Raw genomic sequence first — 15,791 nt, 5'->3', positions numbered from 1 at the left:
GGCTTTACAAGCACCCTGTTGAGTTCTCAAAGAACAACCACACACCGACCAGAAGCCCCACCACAGTGGAACCCCAACCGGGGCTTTTCCGTACCGCGTCCCCGCCGCTCTCGCGCCGGGCACTTTTACTACGTTACCTCACCGTCTTCGCCGTGTCAAACCGTGTGTCCCGGTCTGTCATGCTTCGTACGGGTCAGCGCCGGCGCACTCACGCAGCAGCGAACCGCTGCGTCAGGTCGTCGGATTCAGCAGACCGGCCGCCGCGGTTTCCCGCAGTCTCGCCCGGTTCCCTGCCGGTCGTGAACCTTACCCGGTCGGCTTCGCCGCACCAAATCCGCCTCGCGGCCGATCCGGCAAGCCCCGCCCGGACCGCGTCTCCCAGGAGCGAACCCCTGCTTGACCCGGTTGCCATCCCGTTTCGGTGCTCCAGGACCTTCGTCCCGTTTGCCCCGTTCCGCGCTGGCAGAGAGAAAGTTACGCGTCTGCGGGTTTGATCGTCAAATCCACGGGTAGCGGCGCGCGTCACATTCGCGCGCCCGACCGGTTTTCCCAGGTCAGGCCCGTCCGGCAGCAACCAGGGCTTGGTCAGGCCCCTCCCCCTCCGGCAGCAACCGAAGCTCGGCGGCTGACAGCGGTGCGGGCGCCGATCGGTCTGATCCGCAGGAGCGGGCGGCGATCAGGACGGCTGCCGCCGGGCGGCGAGCCAGGCCCGGACGCCGAGGACGCCGGCGGTGGTACCGATTGCCAGGGACGCGGCGATCAACAGCGCGTGCACCCACAGGAAGCTGGTGGCTGCGCCGTCGGCCACCGTGCCGGAAGCCCAGGACCGCGGGTCCTGCCAGATGGCCACCGCGAACCTCGGCCAGATCACCCACGTCCAGACGCCGACCCCGACCAGGAAGAGACTCCACCCTCGCGACAGCACCATGGCAGCCGAGTATGCCAGCGCACCTGTTCAGCGGGCCGGCGGCGCGGACCCGAATGCCCTGCCACACCTGGACAGGGGCACCGCCGCGCAGAGCGCAGGCTGTTTCCGGCGTCAGCGCGATGGGCACTGCGGAGGGGGACAGCTGAGGACCGTCCCCTGGAGGTGCCCCATGCAACCCTCGATCTTCAACCCCTGGGCCTGGCGTGATCCATCCGCCTTGGCCGGTGGGTATACCCAGACCACCCCCTCGGTCACCCCTGGGGAGGGTCAGGAGGATGGGCACGACGGCCCGGATGCCCCCGGCCCGGGCACCCCCGTCGACCTGGTGGGTTATCAGGTGCAGGCGAGCGATGGGCGCATCGGCACCATCGACGAGACGAGCGACGAGGCGGACGCCGGGCACCTGGTGGTGGATACGGGGCCGTGGATCTTCGGCCAGAAGGTGTTGCTGCCGGCCGGGACGGTCGACCGGGTGGATCACCAGGAACGCGTCGTGCACGTCGACCGGACCCGTCAGCAGATCAAGGACGCCCCACCGTTCGATCCGGATTCGGCCGACCACGAGTACCGGGAACGCGTAGGCGCCTACTACGCCGACAGCTACCTTCCCCCTCCCGGTGCCGTCCCGCGGGTAATCTGAGGCCGTGGTCCGGACGGGCAACTGCGCATCCGAGGCGGTCGACCTGGTCGACGGCCGCTTCCTCGGTGCCGTGCCCGAGATCCCGACCACCTCCGGCGATGGCCGTGAGCAACTTCTGAACGTCCTCCGTGCCGGTGGTCTGCGGTTTCGCACCGGCGCGCGATGGCGGGCGACTCGCTGAGTCGATCCCGCTGACCGAGCAGGGCTGAGCCAGCCCTGCTCGGCGCGCGCCCACGCGTGACCCACCTTCGGATACGAGAGGCACCACCATGTCCGTCGCACGAATGCTCACCGGCGACCGGCCCACCGGCCGCCTGCACCTCGGCCACTACGTCGGCAGCATCGCCAACCGGGTACGGCTGCACCGGCGCTACGAGAGCTTCTTCATCATCGCCGACCTGCACATGCTCACCACCCGCAACCGCCGGGAGGACATCGACCAGGTCTCCGGCAACGCCCGCGAGATGGTGACCGACATCCTCGCCGCAGGCATCGACCCGGACCGGGCCACCTTCTACCTCCAGTCGGCCATCCCCGAGGTCGGAGACCTCAACACCCTCCTCCAGAACCTGGTGACCGTGCCCCGGCTGGAACGCGTGCCCTCGCTCAAGGACATGGCCCGCGACGCCGGCAAGGAGGAGATGCCGTACGGGCTGCTGGGTTATCCGGTGCTCCAGGCCGCGGACATCCTCTGCGTCAAGGGGGAGGTGGTTCCGGTCGGCCGGGACAACGCCGCGCACGTCGAGGTGACCAGGGAGATCGCGCGGCGGTTCAACCACCTGTACGGCCCCGTCTTCCCGGTGCCCGAGTTGATCCCGGCGGACACACCGAGCCTGGTGGGGACCGACGGCGCCGCCAAGATGAGCAAGAGCCGGGGCAACTCGATCGCGCTCTCCGACGATGCGGCGACGGTGCGCCGCAAGGTGCTCGGCATGTACACCGACCCGAACCGGGTGCGGGCCGACGTGCCGGGCACGGTGGAAGGCAACCCGGTCTTCGCGTACCACGAGGTCTTCAACCCGGACCTTGACGAGGTGACCGACCTGGCCCGGCGATACCGGGCCGGGCGGGTGGGTGACGTGGAGGTCAAGGAACGGCTGATCGTCGCGCTGGAGGGGTTCCTGGCGCCGATCCGGCAGCGCCGGGCCGAGATCGAAGCCGACCGGGGCCTGGTCGACCGACTGATCGTCGAGGGTACGGAGCGGACCCGCCAGGAGGTACGCCAGACGGTGCTCGAGGTACGCCGGGCGATGGGGCTGACCGGCGCGTACCAGCAGGTGCGGCGGCGGGCTGAGCGGAGCCGCCGCCGGACGGAGGCTTCGACCTGAGGCCGGGGCGTCCGGTGGGCGACGTGGCGCCGGGTCCGCTGAGACACCGTCGGGGTCTCAGCGGATCCGGACGTCAGCCAGTTCCAGGGCGCAGAATGCGAGGGTGAGGAGGATTCTCGACATTCGTCCGGTGCCGGCGGGGCTGACGCACCGGACCACGATGTTCGAGATCTTCTTCGACCTGGTCTTCGTCTTCGCGCTCACCCGGGTCATCACGTTCATGGCGGGGTCCCCGAGCGCGCTCACCCTGGCGCAGGGGCTACTCCTCCTGCTCCTGCTGCTGTACTCCTGGTCGCCGTACATCTGGGTGGGAAACCTGGTCCGGCCGGACGTCGGCCTGGTCCGCGCGGTCACCCTGGTCGCGATGGCGGCGATCTTCGTGGCCGCGCTGGTGTTGCCGGACGCCTGGCAGCAGAGCCCGGAGCTGTTCGACGCGCCGCTGACTCTCGCCCTGGCCTACGTGGTCGGCCGGGCCGTGCAGCTCGTGATCCTGTTCTGGGCGAGCGCGACGAACCCGCCACTGCGCTCGACGCTGCGGTTCTTCACAGTGCCGGTGGTGCTGGGCTGGGTGCCGCTGATCATCGGTGCCCTGCTCGGCGGTGCTGCCCAGACGGCACTCTGGACGGTCGCGTTTCTGCTGAACATCGGCGGCGCCCGGATCGCGTCCACCTTCCGGCCGTGGCAACTGCGCAGCGTGGACCACTTCAGCGAGCGGTTCGGCCTGGTGCTCATCATCGCGCTGGGTGAGTCCCTGATCTCTGCCGGCGCAGGCCCGAGGGCGATGGCACCGGTCGGCTCCGCCCTACTGGCCGCCCTGCTCGGCCTCACCAGCACGGTCTGCCTGTGGTGGCTCTACTTCGATCGGCTGGCGTCCGCCGCCCGGGAGGCGGTCAGCGCCGTGCCGGCTGAGCGACGGGCCCGCGTCGCCGGCGACGCGTACGGCCTCGGGCACTCCACGCTGATCATCGGCGCCATCTACGTCGCGCTCGGCATCGAGGAGGTGATCGCCCAGCTCACCGAGGAGTCGGCGCACCCCGGCCGGCTGGGCTGGGAGGCCGCGGTCGCGCTCTACGGCGGTGCCGGGCTCTACCTGCTCAGCAGGTTGGTCTTCCGCCGGCTCACCGTTGGCGCGGTGTACCCGCCGCAGGTCGTCGCCGCGCTGCTGCCGCTGGCCATGCTGCCGATCGGCCGATCTCTGCCGCCACTGACGGCGCTCACCCTGCTGACCGCTCTCCTGATCGGGGTGACCTGGTTCGAGCGACGGTTGGACCGACGCGACGAACGACCCGAGGTGGCACAGCCGGACCCTTCCTGAGCACCGCCGCGCCCCCGGTGCAGCCCGGCCACGAAAAACCTGACGCGCGGGTGTCGATAACAGCAGCCCGCGTTCGTCGTCATGCTGTACGGCGACAAGCCGCACCGAGAGGAGCCGAAAGTGAAGTACATGCTGCTGTTCATGAGCCCCATGGTTGACGGGGAGGTCGTCGACAACGGGTGCAGCTTCGAGGACTGGATCCGCTACGACCGGGAGATGAAGGACGCCGGGGTCTGGGTCTCCGGGCACCCCTTGCAGGACCTGACCACCTGCACCACGGTGCAGGTCGGCCCGGACGGCGAGCGCACGATCACCGACGGACCGTTCGCCGAGACCCGCGAGCTGCTCGGCGGGTACGACGTCATCGACGTGCCGGACCTCGACGCCGCGCTGGACTGGGCGGCCCGCAGCCCCGGGGCCATCGGCACCGGATCGGTTCAGGTCCGTCCGATCTTCGAGATCGACGCGCAGGTCTGAGCATGCAGGGCGAGAGGGCAGCCGTCGGGTCGTCGGTGGAGGCGGTGTTCCGAGAGGAACGCGGCCGACTGCTCGCCTCGCTCGTGCGCCGCTTCGGCGACCTCGACCTGGCCGAGGAGGTGACTTCCGAGGCCATCGAGGCGGCGCTGACGCACTGGCCGACCGACGGCGTCCCGAGCCGGCCGGGCGCCTGGCTGCTCACCACGGCTCGACGTCGGGCCGTGGACCGGCTGCGTCGGGACCGGGTGCTGGCGACCCGGCTCGCCGTACTGCAAGCGGAGGCAGAGCGGGCCGATCACGCGCCGCCCGCCGACGCGGATCGCGACCTGCCCGACGACCGGTTGGCGCTCTTCTTCACCTGTGCGCATCCGGCGTTGGCCGCGCAGGATCGCGGCGCGCTCACCCTGCGGTTCCTGGCCGGCCTCACGACCACCGAGGTCGCGCGGGCCTTCCTGGTGCCGCCCGCCACCATGGCCCAACGACTCGTCCGCGCCAAACGCAAGATCCGCGACGCACGCATCCCGTTCCGGGTGCCCGGCCCCGACGAGTTGCCCGGTCGTCTGCCCACGGTGCTCCAGGCCGTCTACTCGGTCTTCACCGAGGGGTACGCCGCCAGCTCCGGCCCGGATCTGCAACGGATCGACCTGGCCGAGGAGGCCATCCGGCTGGGCCGGATCCTGCGTCGGCTGCTGCCGGCCGAGCGGGAGGTCGCCGGGCTGCTCGGCCTGATGCTGCTGGTCCACGCCCGACGGGACGCGCGTACCGGGCCGGACGGCGCCATGATCCTTCTCGACGACCAGGACCGTGGACGCTGGGACCGTCAGATGATCGAGGAGGGGCGCGGCCTGGTGGTGGTCGCGCTGACCGGCCCAGCGCCCGGTCCGTACGGCGTGCAGGCGGCCATCGCCGCGCTGCACGACGAGGCCGCGGACGTGGCCAGCACCGACTGGCCGCAGGTGGTGGCGCTCTACGACGTGCTGCTCGCTCTGGTGCCCTCACCGATCGTGGCACTCAACCGGGCCGCCGCGGTCGCCATGCGGGACGGGCCGGCGGCGGGGCTCGCGCTGCTGGACGAGTTGGCCGACGAGCCTCGGTTGCGCGGCCACCACCCCTATCCGGCGGCGCGGGCCGACCTGCTGCGCCGGCTCGGCCGATACGACGAGGCCGCGACCGCGTACCGCAGCGCGTTGACGCTGGTCGGCACCGAACCGGAGCGCGCGTACCTGCTCAGCCAGCTGAGAGCCGTCACGAACGAGTGAGCTGTACCCTTCCCGGGTGAGTCTGCCTCTGCCTCCCGGGCCGTTCGCCGCGTACCTGTTCGACTGCGACGGCACCATCGTCGACTCGATGCCGCTGCACTACCTGGCCTGGCAGCGGGCCCTCGAGGAGTGGGGCTGCGAGTTCCCCGAGGACCTCTTCTACGCCTGGGGTGGGCGGCCCACCGCCGACATCATCGTCGCGCTCAACGAGCAGCAGGGTCTGGCCATGCCGGTGGCGGCCGTCGTCGAGCGCCGGGAGAGCTACTACCAGGAGTTGCTGCCGCAGCTCGCCGCCGTGCCCGAGGTGCTGGCGCACATCCACGACGCGCACCGGCGGGTCCCGTTCGCCGTCGTCTCCGGCAGCACCCGCGCGTCGGTCACCGCCTCCCTGGAGGTGCTCGGCCTGCTGGACCGGTTCGACGTGCTGGTCTGCGCCGACGACTACACCCGGGCCAAGCCCGACCCGGAGGCGTTCCTGCTCGCGGCGGAGCAGCTCGGCGTACCCCCGGAGTCCTGCCTGGTGTTCGAGGACACCGACCTGGGCATCCAGGCCGCGACGGCGGCCGGCATGGCCTCGGTACGCGTGCCGCAGCAGCGCACGCCCTGACGTCTCAGGCGACCGTCAGCAGGAGCTTGCCGGCGTAGGACGTCTGTAGGCGCTGGTGCGCGTCCCGCACCTTGCCCAGCGGGAACTTCTCCGCGACGTGCACCACGAACGGCCCGGCCTCGATGAGTTCGTTGAGGCGCTGCAACTGTCGAGGGCTCGATTCGCCGTCGTACGCGCGGACCATGACACCCGGCCGCTCCTGCGGCTCCGGCCGCACCCCGTGGGCGAACGCGACCACCCCGCCGTCGGCCAGCGCCTCGGTGAGCCGGTCCAGCGTCGCGCCGCCGGCCATCGCCAGGATGGCGTTCACCCCACCCGGCGCCGCGTCCCGGATCCGGGCCAGCACGTCGGTCATGTCACCGTGGCCGTCGAGGGACACGTCGGCGCTGAGCCGGGTCACCAGCGCGACGCCGTCCGCGCCGGACGCCACGGCGATCACGTTCAGCCCCTGCCGCTTCGCCAACTGCACGGCCAGGTGGCCCTGACCGCCGCTCGCACCGAAGATCAGCAACCAGGCACCGGCCGACAGGCTGACGGTGTCGAGCCCGGCCAGCGCGGTCAGCGCGTCGGTGGGCATGGCGCCGGCGTGCTCGGCGGGCACACCATCGGGCACCTTCGCCGCGTACTCCGCCTTGACCACCGCGTACTCGGCGTAGAGGCCGCCCTTCGGCCGCGTGGTGGCGGAGACGTAGACCAGGTCACCCACAGCCAGGCCGGTCACCTTGCTGCCGGCGGCGACGATGGTTCCGGCGCCGTCGGAGCCGGGCACGATCGGGAGCTTCGAGCCCTCCGGCACCAGCATCCCCTGCCGCTCGTACGCGTCCCACACCCCGACACCGGCGCTCAAGACCTTGATCAGCACCTCGTCGTCGGCGACCTTTGGGATCGGCAGCTTTCGCAGGGTGATCACCTCCGGCGCGCCGAACTCGTCGAAGGCCGCGGCCTGCATCCGCTCTGGCACATCCCCGTCAACCATGTGGATTCCCTCTCCGTGCCGGCGTCACCGTCGCAGCATGCCGGCTGGGGAACGGGCGTGGCCCGGAGCCGAGCGGCGTTCACCCACAAGGGCGAACACCCGCGCTCGGTGGGCCTGGCCGGGCGTAGCCGGGGCAGGCACGGGAATGTCCGCGTACCGCGCCGGGCGCGAGCGCGGGTGCGTTCGACGTGAAGGAGCGGGCGCGTCGCGCCGGCCGCAGGACCGATGGAGGGGGCATGGTGCACGCTCCGTCGACGCGGGCCACGGCCTGGCTCCTGGTGGCACTGACCACGGCCTCCGGTTGCCTCGACGTGATCTGTCTGACCAAGCTCGACGGCTACTTCGCCAGCGTGATCACCGGCAACCTGGTGCAATTCGGCCACGCGCTCGCCACGGCCGACACCCGCTCGCTCGCGGGGGCGGTGGTGGCGGTCGGCGGGTACGCGGTGGGCGTGGCCGCTGCCACGGTGCCGTTACGGCACACCCCGCCGGGTTGGAACCGCGGTACCGCCGTGGTGACGTCGGCCGAGGCGGTGCTGCTGCTCGGCTTCACAGTGGGCTGGTCCGCCTGCTCGGCACGTCCCGGGTACGGCTTCGGGCTCGTGCTGCTGGCGATGGCGGCCGTGTCGAGCGGCATCCAGAGCGTGATCACCGTGGCGGCCGGCGTACGGGGTGCGTCGACCACCTACCTGACCGGCTCGCTGACCGAGTTGGTCCGGCGTCGCGTCGTCGACCCGCACCGGTTCGCCGACGTGGGTGGCGTCGGCCGGCTGGCGGGGCTGGTGGTCGGCGCGGCGCTCGGCACGGTGGTGCTGCGTACGGCCCCGACCTGGGCATCCGTGCCGGCGGCGGTGCTGGTGATCGCCGTGATCGCCTTCGCGATCGGTCTGACCCGGCGGGCGAGAACCGCCGCCGGCCGAAGCCAGCCGAGTTGACCGGAGCCGCGATCAGGAGGTCTGCGGCGCCGGGCCACGAAGCGCCTGCTCGACGGCGTCGCGGACGCGGGCGTCCTCACGCGCTTTGCTCTGCACCCGGTTGCGGCGTCGGTAGAGGAACGCCCCGACGAGCACGGCGATCAGCACGACGAGCACCAGCACCAGCGTCCAGGGCAGGGCCCAGCCGTGCGCGGTGACCTGGACCGGCTTGAGCGAGGTGGTGGAACCCGAGGCGTCGGTGAGCAGGGGTGTCAGGGTCGCGGTCGCGGCCAGCGAGATGGCGGGAGCCACCCCGTGTACGGGCACCGTCACGTCCCAGCTCTCACCCGGAAGCAGCTCCGGCGGCGCGGCGACATCCTCGGCCCGCACCCGCAGCAGGCCGAACGGGCCCGAGACGGTCACCGCCTGCTTACCGGACAGGGCCGCGTTGCCGACGTTGTGGACCTTGTAGGTGATGGTGGCGTCACCCTTGCTGAACGGGTTGGTCGGTCCGGCGTACGTGACGTGGAGGTTCTCGATCGCGAGGTTCGGCTTCAGCTCGCCGCCCACCCGCAACTTGATCCGGATACCGAGGCGCCGGTCGACGTTGATCCCCTCAGCCTGGTCGGCCTGGGTCAGCGTGGTGAGGATGCCACCGACGTAGTCCCCGGGCGTGGCGTTCTCCGGAACGCTGACCTTGAAGGGGACCTGGGCGGTCTTTCCGGGCTGGATGACGACGCTGCCGGCGTTCGGCTTCACCCAGGCGCCGATCGCGATCGACTTCTTGTCCTTGGTGAGCAGGTCGAGCTGGCCGGCGTCGGTGGTGAAGCCGTCGGCCGCGTACACGGAGAGGGTCAGTGGCGCCGGGCCGCGGTTGGCCACGACCATGGCGTCCTCGACGGCACCGCCCGGATTGACGTTGTAGCTGTAGCTGGACCGGGCCTCGCCGTAGTCGTTGGAGGCCGTCCGGACCGTCCAGGCGACGTTACCGTCCGCCGCCAGGGCGGGACCGGCGCCGACACCGACGGCCGCGACGACGGCGAGCAGGGACAGTGCTGTCGTACGGAGGCGTGTCTTCCAGCGCGTTACGGGCGGGTACATGTCAGTTCCTTGAGGTGATCTTGGGAGGGGTGCAATGGGTGGCGGGGTAGGCCCCGAAGGTGCCTACCCCGCCGCATGGAACAGTTCGGTCAGCTGCTCAGCGCGGTGATCGTGAGGGTGGTGCGGTAGCTGCCCTTCGCGATGCTGTCCGGGATCTTCAGATCCAGGTCAGCGCCGAGCTTGGCGCCGCCACGCGGGTGACCCTGCGCGGCCGCGGCGAGCGCGCTGGAGACCGAGAGGCCCTTGCCCTGGTCGTCGAGCGACGACAGGACCGCGGCACCGGCCTCGGCACCCGCGCCGGCGTCGAGCACGTACGGGTTCCAGCCGAGGTAGGAGCCGGAGAACTTCTTGTCGGCGTCGGAGAAGTCGCCGACGTTGGCCGAGATCGACCACGGGGCGAGCGACCGGCGGCTGTCCGACACGAGGATCGGGTTGATCTTGCCGTTGGCCTGGAAGTAGGTGCCGTTGCGCTCCTGCGCGGTGCCCAGGTCGACCAGACCGTTGTAGCCGTCGATCGTCCAGCCGAACTCGCCCGGGGCCGGGTTCGGCACGTTGACCTGGATGGCCTGACCGTCACCGTGGAACGGGTGCACCGTCACGTTGTCGACGATCGAACCGACCGGCTGGCCCTCCGGGGTGTTGACGCAGGAGAGGCCGGCCTCGACCGACGCGTTCGGTGCCGCGCAGGTGCCGCTGCGCACGTTCGCCAGGACAAGCTTGTCGCCGCGCACCTGCACCTTGACGTAGCTGCGGACGTGCTCCTGGTTCTGCACCGAGTTGTACCAGTACTTGTTCGGGTCCAGCGGGTCCGGGCCGTTGCCCTTGATGCCGGTGCCGGTGGCGTCCGGCTTCTTGATGTCGTAGTACTTCGAGCCGGAAGCCGAGTTGGCGGTCACGTAGATGACGCCCCCCGGGCCGGGGAAGACATCGGCGGCACCCGGCTTCTCGGCCGGGTTCTCCTTCTGGCCGTTCTTGATGGAGTAGCTGCGCGAGTAGCTGTGGTCGTGACCCTGGAGCACCATGTCGATGCCGAGGTTCGAGAAGGCCGTGGTGAAGTCTTCCCGGCGCTGCTTGTTGTCGGTGTCGGTCGCGTGGCTGGCCGGCGAGTAGATGGAGTGGTGGTAGACCAGCACCTTCCACTTGGCCTCGGAGCCGTGCTTGTTCACCACGTCGGTGATGTACGAGACGTGCGCGGCGTCGCCGGCGTTGCTGCCGTCGGTCGGCAGCTTGTAGCTGTTGCTGTTGATGTCGATGAACAGCACGTCCTTGTAGACGAACCAGTAGTCGCCACCGGACTTGGTGCCCGCCGGGTTCCCGTTGTCGTAGTACGGGGCCGTGCGGTCGGTGTTCGGGGTGAAGTGGTGCTGCTCGTAGGACTTGCCGCCGACGTCGTGGTTACCGATGGTGGCGACCACGGGGTACTGACGCAGCTGGTCGGGGGCCATGAACGAGGTCCACTGACCCTCGTCGTTGGCGGACTCGACGTGGTCGCCGCCGGAGACCAGCAGTTCCGCGTTCGGGTTGGCCGCGATGGCGACCTTCAGGGTGTCCTCCCAGCCGGCCTGGTCCTTCAGCCGGTCGCCGGAGGAGCCGATCTGCGGGTCACCGAAGAACAGGAAGTCGTAGTCGCCCTCGAAGTCCTGCGTCTTGAAGGCGTACGTCGGGGACCAACTGCCCTCGGTACCGACCCGGTACGAGTACGCCGTCTTCTCACGCAGGTTGCTGATCGTGGCGTGCCGGTTGAACCCGGTGGTGGAGGTGTTCGCCGCGCCGACGGCGTCGAAGCTGACCGCGCCGGCCGGGAACTCGCCGTTGACGATCTCGGCGGTCGGGGCGAGCTGGATCTTCTGCGCGGTGTCGGCGGAGGAGTACCAGGTCACGATGCGCTGGGTCTCGTTGGCGCCGACGCCGAGGATCACGCTGCTGATCGTGGTGGACTCGGCCGCGCTCGCGGTGGCCATCAGGCCACTGCCGAGGGCCGCGCCCAGACCGAGGAACCCGGCTGCAACCCCGGCGACCAGGCGCCGCCGCACGAGCGCGGAGGCCCGTGTCGAGGTGCTCAATGTCATCGACATTGTTCCCTTTTCAAATAGAGAAATGGATTGTGCCTTCACCCGACGCTGGGGAAGCAATTCCACGCTTTCGCCGCCCGATGAACCGGCCATGAACGTGATCTTGCGAAAGACTGCACTTCACGAACTACTTAGCCCTACTCATGATCCAGAAATGCGCTGCACAAACCAGATCAACCCCATAAGGGACACTGCTGCGGAAACAGCCCCGGTAGCCCAGAGGCCGGCTTTCGGCGCACGACGGCGCAGCACGAACAGCAGCGGGAAGACGACAGCGATAATCGTCAACTGAACGGCCTCGATGCCGACGTTGAACACCAGCAGTGACCACAGCAGGGTCCACGACCACGCCTCGTCGATGCCCAGCGCGCCCGCGAAGCCGAGGCCGTGCACGAGGCCGAAGCAGAACACCACGCCGAGGCGGGCCCACCCGGCCCGATCCAGGCTGAAGTGGCCGCGCCCGGCCGTCTCCAGGTCGGCCGCGTGCTCACCACGCCGCCAGATCCCCCACAGGTGCCAACCGGCGACGACGGCGATCGACAACGCGATGATCGGCTCCACGATCACCCCCGGCACCTCGACCAGGCCGAGCGCGGCGAGCATGAACGTCACCGAGTGCGCCAGGGTGAAGCTGGTGGCCGCGAGCACGATCTCCCGGAGCCGCCGAGACCCGGCGATGAGTGCCAGCAGGAACAGGATGTGGTCGATCCCGGTCAGCAGATGCTCGGCGCCCAGGAGGAAGAACTCGCCGAACCGCTCGTACCAGGCCTGCGCGGTCGAGAAGGACGGGTTGGCGGCGTCGAGCGCCGCGCTGCCCGAACGGCCGTCGATCTCGTAGGTGACGATCGTCTTCGTGCCCTTGACGTAGCCCTCGCCATCCGGGAAGAGGCCGCTGCGCACCACGTGCTCGTCGACCCGCTCCGGGCAGGTCCAGTCGAGCAGCAGGTCCGCGTACGGCACGCCCTCGCGCTCGCCGATCGTCGCGTCACCCACCCGGGTCGGCCGACAGTCCGCACCCCCGGAACTCACCGAGAACCGGTCGGAGACGTACCCGAGGACCGCCGACGCGTGACCCTTCAGGGCGGCGGCCTGGGCGGCGGTGTCGCCCGCCTCGAACGCGGCGGTTCCCGCCCGGAAGAGCGGGTCGTCGTCGCCGGCATCCGCGGCGGACACGACGAGGAGGTCGTATTCGAGCTCCACCTCGGTTCGAATGTGACCCTCATCTCCCGTCGCAATTTTCGCGTACACAGTCGACGAGAAACCGTGCGCGGACGCCGGCTCGGCTCCCACAAACGGAATCACTGCTGCGGCGAAACCGACAGCGGCGACGATAACGGTACGGCGGATGCGGCCTGACATTCGACTCCCTCGGTTGGCCAGTGCACGTTGCATGCCGTGGGTGAACACCAGCCCGCGCACCGACGAACCGCCGGAGAACAACTTCCCCGAACGGCCGCCCACCGATTAACGGTGACCGGAACTGAGATAGGAATACGAAGAAGTACGCGCACTTTCCGCCACCACCCGGAGGACGATCACCTTGCGCCCCCCGCTTCGGGCCGTTGCCATGCTGGCCGCGACCGCCGCGCTGGTCACCGCCTGCAACTCCAGCGACGACTGGTCCGAGCCACGTCCGGCGCCCAGCGCCATCGGCACTCTCGGCCCCGGCTTCGTCGACCCCTCCACGAAGCCCGCGCCGGAGGCGACCATCACCCCGCAGCCCGGCTCGTGGGCCGACGTCCACCCGCCGAAGGACTACCGGGTCGTCCTGTTGACCAGCGGTACGGACAACCCGACCAGGGCCCTCGTGACGGGGGTGAAGGAGTGGGCCGACGACGAGCACGTCGACCTGAGGACGATCGTCGTCGGCAACGCGCACGACACCGTTCCCAGCATCGCCAAGGCGATGGAGATGGGCCCGGACCTCATCGTCAGCGCGGGCAACGACCTCATCGACGGGCTCGCGCTGGTCACCCCGAACCATCTGGACGAGAAGTTCCTCGTGGTCGGCGCGGAACTCGCCGAGCCCACCCACAACGTCACGGCGGTCGACTGGGACGGCGCGTCGTTCCGTGGCGAGGGGCTCGGGATGTCCTCGACGTACGACCCGAACTCGTTCACCGCGGACCGGTGCGCGGCGGCCGTCCGGGCGGGCGTGGCCGCCGTCCTCAACGACCTGACCGGGATCGTGGTCTGGCTCTGACGCTCGGGCTCCGCCGCGCGGCCGCGCGACCCGGTGCGGAGGCTGTGCACCTCCGCACCGGGCCTGCGGGTCACCCGGCGGAACAGGCGGGGGTCATCCCCGCACCGGTGCCGCTGCCCTGGTAACCGAACTCGGTCGACTGCCCGGCCGCGATGGCGCCGTTGTAGGCGACATTGGTGAACTGAACGGTCCCGGTGCTGCCGCTCCGGTTGGCGCTCCAGATGCTGGTGATGCTGGCACCCGACGGCAGGGTCATGGTGACCGTCCAACCGTTGACCGGCGCGGTGCCAGCGCTCACCCGCACCGTGGCGACGAAACCGCCCGCCCACTGGTTGACCGACACCGTCGCCACACAGCCACCACCGGTCGGAGGCGGGGTCGTCGGAGGCGGGGTCGTCGGAGGCGGCGTGGTCGGAGGCGGCGTGGTCGGCGGCGGCGTGGTCGGCGGCGGCGTGGTCGGGCCGTCAGCCAGGACCGGGGTCGGCCAGTCCCGCCAGTCGGCCAACCGGCCGAGCGCCCTACTGGAAATCCGGATCACGCCCGGCTCGTTGCCCGTCTTCAGCAGGAACTTGCGGATGTTGTTCTGCAACGGGGTACGCCACTCGGGGCGGTTGGCGCAGTGGCTGCCGTCCTGCACGTCGGACCAGTAGGTGATGTTGTCGCCGGCGCCGAGCGCCTTGTAGACCTCGGCGCCGCCCAGGGCCGCGACACTCGCCGACCGGGGGCCGAGGTTGGCGATGTGCGGGTTGTCCATGATGAACAGTCCGCGCGGTGCCACCATGGCGACCATCTCGTGGGTGTCCACCGGGAGCCGGTTCGGGCTGCCGGTGAAGGACCCGAACGCGTCACCCAGCCAGGGTTGCTCTCCGTACGCGCTGCTCAGGCTCTGCGCGCCCTCACCCGGGATGCCCCGGAAGATGGGGACGCCCGCACTGCCCGATTCGATCGGCATGGTCAGGGCGATGCGCTGGTCGAACACACCGATCGCGAAGGCGCCCTTGCCGTAACGGGAGCAGCCGGTGACGCCCATCGCGTCCGCCTTGAGGATCCTGCCGTCGGACTGCTCGATGACGTCGATGATCCGACTGACGCCCCACCCCCAGGCGGCGAGCAGTCCGGTGCTGCTCGATGAGCCGTAGATGCTGTAGAACGCGCCCTGCTTGTTGTTCCGGGGAGTGCCCTCGCGGCCGACTGCCAGTGGGTCGTAACTGATCACCGCAGCGCCGGCGGCCTTGATGGTGGCCGTGTCAGCGCCGAACCCGCCGACGACCACGACGGCCGGGAACGGACCGGTGCCGCTCGGCAGCTCGACCCGCGCCGAGAAGCTGGTGCTCCTGCCGTTGTGTGACACGTTGACGGTGACGGTGCTGCTGGACACCGTTCCGGTGACCGTCGCGGGCTTGGCGGGCTTCTCGCCGAAGACGAACTTCTCGGCAAGCTCCTTGATCTCCGCCCGCCGGCAGCGCCAGTCGGACTTCGCGGTGACGGGCGACCCGTTCAGCTTCTTGAAGGGATCGGGAAGCTTGGCGTTGGTGGGCAGCGAGCCCAGGTCAGGCAGACCGGACACGGCGCAGTCGGCGCCCTCGTCCTCCACTGCCGCGGCCAGCGTGCCCACGGCGGCTTGAGCGTTCGTCGTTCGTGTCACTACCGATACCGATCCGGCGACCGTGAGCGCTGCCAGCGCCAGCACGACGACCAGGAACCGGGTTCTGGGACGGCCCGAGGGGATGGTCACCAGAGGTCTCCTTCCGAGGTGGTGGTTACAGGAAGGGACGAAGCGAGATCGATGATCACGATTGCCAGCCACGTCAAGCCTGAGTCGACTCATTGGAGAGTGTCAATGTTTTTCCGAAAGTTTCGGCCCCGAGGGTACGGGCCCTCCCGCGCCTGCAGGATGAATCGCGGACAGCGAAAGCCAGGGGCTACCGTCGGCGGCTCAGCCAGGCTGGCCAAACCACCGCTGCCGATGTT

At 70.0% G+C, this 15,791-nt stretch carries 14 protein-coding genes; 8 read left to right on the top strand and 6 right to left on the bottom strand.

Annotation, left to right across the window (positions count from 1 at the left end; genetic code table 11):
- Positions 1–676: 676 nt before the first annotated feature.
- The gene (locus tag ACFYP0_RS27080; protein ID WP_356975358.1) at positions 677–928 is read right to left on the bottom strand and encodes an SCO4848 family membrane protein; all 252 of its coding nucleotides are present in this window, start codon (positions 926–928) and stop codon (positions 677–679) included.
- A 169-nt stretch (positions 929–1,097) separates the two neighbouring features.
- Here ACFYP0_RS27080 and ACFYP0_RS27075 point away from each other — a divergent pair, with 169 nt between their 5' ends.
- From ACFYP0_RS27075 to ACFYP0_RS27050, 6 genes are all read left to right on the top strand, one after another.
- Positions 1,098–1,568 (top strand): PRC-barrel domain-containing protein, encoded by a 471-nt coding sequence (locus tag ACFYP0_RS27075; RefSeq protein WP_356975360.1) that lies wholly within the window; start codon positions 1,098–1,100, stop codon positions 1,566–1,568.
- A gap of 269 nt (positions 1,569–1,837) precedes the next feature.
- The gene (trpS, locus tag ACFYP0_RS27070; RefSeq protein WP_356975362.1) at positions 1,838–2,896 is read left to right on the top strand and encodes a tryptophan--tRNA ligase; all 1,059 of its coding nucleotides are present in this window, start codon (positions 1,838–1,840) and stop codon (positions 2,894–2,896) included.
- A gap of 103 nt (positions 2,897–2,999) precedes the next feature.
- The gene (locus tag ACFYP0_RS27065; RefSeq protein WP_356975364.1) at positions 3,000–4,211 is read left to right on the top strand and encodes a low temperature requirement protein A; all 1,212 of its coding nucleotides are present in this window, start codon (positions 3,000–3,002) and stop codon (positions 4,209–4,211) included.
- A 129-nt stretch (positions 4,212–4,340) separates the two neighbouring features.
- Complete coding sequence (locus ACFYP0_RS27060) at positions 4,341–4,688, top strand: YciI family protein (RefSeq protein ID WP_356975887.1); 348 nt, start codon at positions 4,341–4,343, stop codon at positions 4,686–4,688.
- Between the two features lie 2 nt (positions 4,689–4,690).
- Positions 4,691–5,947 carry an RNA polymerase sigma factor gene (locus tag ACFYP0_RS27055; RefSeq protein WP_386997996.1) on the top strand — a complete coding sequence of 419 codons (1,257 nt, stop codon included), beginning with the start codon at positions 4,691–4,693 and terminating at the stop codon, positions 5,945–5,947.
- 16 nt (positions 5,948–5,963) lie between these two features.
- A complete protein-coding gene (locus ACFYP0_RS27050; RefSeq protein ID WP_356975366.1) occupies positions 5,964–6,554 on the top strand; it encodes an HAD family hydrolase in 591 nt (196 codons plus the stop codon).
- 4 nt (positions 6,555–6,558) lie between these two features.
- On the opposite strand, the gene ACFYP0_RS27045 is transcribed toward ACFYP0_RS27050, so the two are convergent.
- Positions 6,559–7,530, bottom strand: coding sequence for a quinone oxidoreductase family protein (locus ACFYP0_RS27045; protein WP_356975368.1), 972 nt, complete (start codon positions 7,528–7,530; stop codon positions 6,559–6,561).
- A gap of 236 nt (positions 7,531–7,766) precedes the next feature.
- Here ACFYP0_RS27045 and ACFYP0_RS27040 point away from each other — a divergent pair, with 236 nt between their 5' ends.
- Positions 7,767–8,465, top strand: coding sequence for a YoaK family protein (locus tag ACFYP0_RS27040; protein WP_356975370.1), 699 nt, complete (start codon positions 7,767–7,769; stop codon positions 8,463–8,465).
- Positions 8,466–8,477: 12 nt separating this feature from the next.
- Here the strand turns inward: ACFYP0_RS27040 and ACFYP0_RS27035 are convergent, their stop codons facing one another.
- The 3 genes from ACFYP0_RS27035 to ACFYP0_RS27025 form a co-directional block, all read right to left on the bottom strand.
- The gene (locus ACFYP0_RS27035) at positions 8,478–9,545 is read right to left on the bottom strand and encodes a WxL protein peptidoglycan domain-containing protein (RefSeq protein ID WP_356975372.1); all 1,068 of its coding nucleotides are present in this window, start codon (positions 9,543–9,545) and stop codon (positions 8,478–8,480) included.
- An 89-nt stretch (positions 9,546–9,634) separates the two neighbouring features.
- Positions 9,635–11,614 carry an FN3 domain-containing metallophosphoesterase family protein gene (locus ACFYP0_RS27030; protein WP_356975374.1) on the bottom strand — a complete coding sequence of 660 codons (1,980 nt, stop codon included), beginning with the start codon at positions 11,612–11,614 and terminating at the stop codon, positions 9,635–9,637.
- Between the two features lie 144 nt (positions 11,615–11,758).
- Positions 11,759–12,817: a HupE/UreJ family protein gene (locus ACFYP0_RS27025; RefSeq protein ID WP_356975376.1), complete on the bottom strand. Its 1,059-nt coding sequence runs from the start codon at positions 12,815–12,817 to the stop codon at positions 11,759–11,761.
- A 340-nt stretch (positions 12,818–13,157) separates the two neighbouring features.
- On the opposite strand from ACFYP0_RS27025, the gene ACFYP0_RS27020 reads away from it, so the two are divergent.
- Entirely contained in the window at positions 13,158–13,820 is a 663-nt protein-coding gene (locus ACFYP0_RS27020) for a hypothetical protein (RefSeq protein WP_355502737.1), read from the top strand.
- Positions 13,821–13,890: 70 nt separating this feature from the next.
- On the opposite strand, the gene ACFYP0_RS27015 is transcribed toward ACFYP0_RS27020, so the two are convergent.
- Positions 13,891–15,555 (bottom strand): glucuronyl esterase domain-containing protein, encoded by a 1,665-nt coding sequence (locus ACFYP0_RS27015; RefSeq protein WP_355502739.1) that lies wholly within the window; start codon positions 15,553–15,555, stop codon positions 13,891–13,893.
- Between the last annotated feature and the right edge of the window lie 236 nt (positions 15,556–15,791).

Origin of the sequence: Micromonospora arida (genome assembly GCF_042873195.1) — a bacterium.
Taxonomy (GTDB): Bacteria; Actinomycetota; Actinomycetes; order Mycobacteriales; family Micromonosporaceae; genus Micromonospora; species Micromonospora arida.
The sequence above is the reverse complement of the archived record's forward strand: the minus strand, read 5'-3'. Positions and strand labels throughout refer to the sequence as shown.

Coding starts and splice junctions, on each gene's coding strand:
- ACFYP0_RS27060 (WP_356975887.1), top strand. CDS start 4,341: ATGCTGCTGTTCATGAGCCCCATGGTTGACGGGGAGGTCGTCGACAAC.
- ACFYP0_RS27055 (WP_386997996.1), top strand. CDS start 4,691: ATGCAGGGCGAGAGGGCAGCCGTCGGGTCGTCGGTGGAGGCGGTGTTC.
- trpS (WP_356975362.1), top strand. CDS start 1,838: ATGTCCGTCGCACGAATGCTCACCGGCGACCGGCCCACCGGCCGCCTG.
- ACFYP0_RS27080 (WP_356975358.1), bottom strand. CDS start 928: ATGGTGCTGTCGCGAGGGTGGAGTCTCTTCCTGGTCGGGGTCGGCGTC.
- ACFYP0_RS27040 (WP_356975370.1), top strand. CDS start 7,767: ATGGTGCACGCTCCGTCGACGCGGGCCACGGCCTGGCTCCTGGTGGCA.
- ACFYP0_RS27075 (WP_356975360.1), top strand. CDS start 1,098: ATGCAACCCTCGATCTTCAACCCCTGGGCCTGGCGTGATCCATCCGCC.
- ACFYP0_RS27045 (WP_356975368.1), bottom strand. CDS start 7,530: ATGGTTGACGGGGATGTGCCAGAGCGGATGCAGGCCGCGGCCTTCGAC.
- ACFYP0_RS27030 (WP_356975374.1), bottom strand. CDS start 11,614: ATGACATTGAGCACCTCGACACGGGCCTCCGCGCTCGTGCGGCGGCGC.
- ACFYP0_RS27035 (WP_356975372.1), bottom strand. CDS start 9,545: ATGTACCCGCCCGTAACGCGCTGGAAGACACGCCTCCGTACGACAGCA.